Here is a 3,372-nt window from a genome sequence, read left to right as displayed (position 1 = left end):
CCAAGAGAAAGAGGATGAGCACTATGATCAGCTCAAGCTTGGTATGTGATGCCACCTTTAGGTGGCTCCAATTCTTGCCCCTTTGAGGGGCTAACAGTAATAAGCCTCCGGCTTTGCCGGAGGTAATTTAACTTCCTTATAAGAAAAGAGTTTCGAAAAAGAGTATCTTCATTATATGTGAAAAGAAACTCTCGCTTAACATTAGATTTTCTCAAGCACTTCCAGTCGAAGGGAATGATTCTTATGTCAAACTCACTTTATCTATGAAATACTTATCTTAACGTGAGTTCGGGACAAGAAAAGCAGCTAAGGGAATCTGAATTTCTTATGGTAAGTAATTTTGGAAAAGAGATCCATCATTATTCATGAGAAGAAACCTTCCCTTAAAATCAGACTTCCTCAAACTCTTCCAGTTGTGGTTGCGCGATCCTTATATTGAACTCACGTCAATAAGTGTTTCTTTCAAGTAAGTTTTTTTGATAAATCTTTTTTGAAGGAGTTCTTGATCATGGCAACAACAATAAGTTTATCCAATCTTGACGGCAGCAACGGATTCCGCCTGGATGGCGTGGCGGCAGGAGATCGTTTGAGCTATGCAGATTCAGCCAGTAGTGCCGGTGATGTCAACGGCGACGGTTTTGATGATCTGCTGATCGGTGCTAGTGGAGCTGACCCGAATGGCAGCGCATCTGGCTCCAGCTATGTAGTGTATGGCAAGGCTTCCGGTTTTGCTGCCACACTGAATCTTTCCAGTCTTGACGGCAGCAATGGCTTCCGCCTGGATGGCGTGGCGGCATATGATCTTTCGGGCCATCCAGTCAGCAGCGCCGGGGATGTCAACGGTGACGGTTTTGCTGACTTGCTGATCGGTAGTAGTAGTACTGGCGCCGGATCCAGCTATGTGGTGTTTGGCAAGGCTTCTGGTTCTGCTGCTACAATGGACTTATCCAGCCTTGACGGCAGCAATGGTTTCCGCCTGGATGGCGTGGCGGAAGGAGATCGTACGGGCCGTTCAGTCAGTAGTGCCGGGGATGTCAACGGCGACGGTTTTGATGATCTGCTGGTCGGCGCTTTTAGAGCTGACCCGAATGGCACTAATTCTGGTTCCAGCTACGTAGTATTTGGCAAGGCTTCTGGTTTTGCTGCTACCTTGGACTTATCCAACCTTGACGGCAGCAATGGTTTCCGCCTGAATGGCGTAGCGAGAGGTGATGTTTTGGGGTTCTCAGTGAGCAGTGCGGGGGATGTCAACGGCGACGGCTATAATGATTTGCTGGTCGGTGCCTTTGAAGCTGACCCGAATGGCATCAGCAGCGCCGGATCCAGCTACGTAGTATTTGGCAAGGCTTCCGGTTTTGCTGCCACATTGAATCTGTCCAGCCTTGACGGCAGCAATGGTTTCCGCCTGGATGGCGTGGCGACAAATGATTCATCGGGCCGTTCAGTGAGCAGTGCCGGGGATGTCAACGGCGATGGTTTTGATGACCTGCTGGTCGGAGCCAATGGAGCTGGCCCGAATGGCCTGTATTCCGGATCCAGCTACGTAGTATTTGGCAAGGCTTCCGGTTTTGCTGCCACATTGAATCTGTCCAGCCTTGACGGCAGCAATGGTTTCCGCCTGGATGGCGTGGCGACAAATGATTCATCGGGCCGTTCAGTGAGCAGTGCCGGGGATGTCAACGGCGATGGTTTTGATGACCTGCTGGTCGGAGCCAATGGAGCTGGCCCGAATGGCCTGTATTCCGGATCCAGCTACGTAGTATTTGGCAAGGCTTCCGGTTTTGCTGCCACATTGAATCTGTCCAGCCTTGACGGCAGCAATGGTTTCCGCCTGGATGGCGTGGCGGCAGGTGATTCTTCGGGCGATTCAGTCAGCAGTGCCGGGGATGTCAATGGCGACGGTTTTGATGATCTGCTGGTTGGTGCTAGTGGAGCTGACCCGAATGGCAGTGCATCTGGCTCCAGCTATGTAGTGTATGGCAAGGCTTCCGGTTTTGCTGCCACATTGAATCTATCCAGCCTTGACGGCAGCAATGGTTTCCGCCTGGATGGCGTGGCGGAGCATGATCTTTCGGGCGATTCAGTCAGCAGTGCCGGGGATGTCAACGGCGACGGTTTTGATGATCTGCTGGTCGGAGCCCACGGAGCAGACTCGAATGGCGATAATTCCGGTTCCAGCTATGTGGTATTTGGGGGTAACTTTAACGGGGCGGTGACTGCTCTGGGTACAGCTGGAGCAGACAAGCTCAAGGGCAGCAAGGAAGTGGACCGGTTTGTGGCGGGTGACGGCAACGATACGCTGATCGGCCACAGCGGGGCGGATGTGTTTCATGGCGGAGCCGGTGATGACATTATCGAGATCGGCGATGTTGACTTCCAGCTTGCCGATGGCGGCGCTGGCATCGATACCCTGAAACTGGATCGCAGCCATTTGGACCTGAATGTGGGGAACGTGTACGGCAAGCTCAGCGACATCGAAGCCATCGACATGACCGGCCAAGGTCACAATACGCTGACGCTTACCGCGCTGGACGTGCTGAATCTGTCGAGCACCAGCAATACACTGAAAGTGGATGGCAATCACAATGATAGCGTCGTCGGGCTCAGCAGCGGCTGGACAGATGGTGGCATTGCTGACGGCTACCATACTTTTGCCAATGGTGAAGCGTTGCTGCTGGTGGGCGTTCAGGTAGCGACAGATTTTGCATAGGAAAAAGCTCAATAAGTTGATTACGTTCATAGCGTTCATGACGCGAACGTAATCAACTTCTTGTTGTTAGCATGGGCTAGTCGAAGGATTTAATCAGCATCAGGATTTTAAATGGATACTAACGAAACTAACGTGGCACCAGCGCTTGAAATCACCACCTCTCGCCAGATGTTGTCCTGGTTGGCCGAGCAACAGCTTGCCATCGCGTTGACGACTTACCAGATTGGCAAGCTGTACTTTATTGGCCTTAAACCCGATAACGGGCTGTCGGTATTCGAGCGCAGCTTTAACCGCTGCATGGGGTTGTGTTCGACTCCGAATGGCTTATACATGAGCAGTCTGTATCAGGTCTGGCGTTTTGAGAATGTATTCGAGCCCGGGCAGCAACAGGACGGCTATGATCGGCTGTTTGTGCCGCAAGTGGGGTACACCACGGGTGATCTCGATATCCACGATATGGCCGTGGATAGCGAAGGTCACCTGGTATTCGTCAATACTTTGTTCAGTTGTCTGGCGACATTAAGTGAAATGCACAGTTTCAAGCCGTTATGGCACCCTTCTTTTATCAGCAAGCTGGCGGCAGAAGACCGTTGCCACCTGAACGGTTTGGCGATGAAGGACGGCCAGCCGGCTTATGTTACCGCGGTGAGTCAGTCCGATGT

At 51.9% G+C, this 3,372-nt stretch carries 2 protein-coding genes; both read left to right on the top strand.

Translation table 11 applies throughout. The features are described from left to right. Positions 1–508 precede the first annotated feature (508 nt). Positions 509–2,710: a beta strand repeat-containing protein gene (locus BM122_RS20770; RefSeq protein WP_083398645.1), complete on the top strand. Its 2,202-nt coding sequence runs from the start codon at positions 509–511 to the stop codon at positions 2,708–2,710. 111 nt (positions 2,711–2,821) lie between these two features. Next, a partial coding sequence (locus BM122_RS20765; protein ID WP_074907519.1) for a TIGR03032 family protein occupies positions 2,822–3,372 on the top strand: 551 nt, incomplete at its 3' end.

This window comes from Nitrosomonas communis, from assembly GCF_900114745.1.
In the GTDB taxonomy this organism is placed as follows: domain Bacteria; phylum Pseudomonadota; class Gammaproteobacteria; order Burkholderiales; family Nitrosomonadaceae; genus Nitrosomonas; species Nitrosomonas communis_A.
This window is presented reverse-complemented; position numbering and strand designations above follow the sequence as displayed.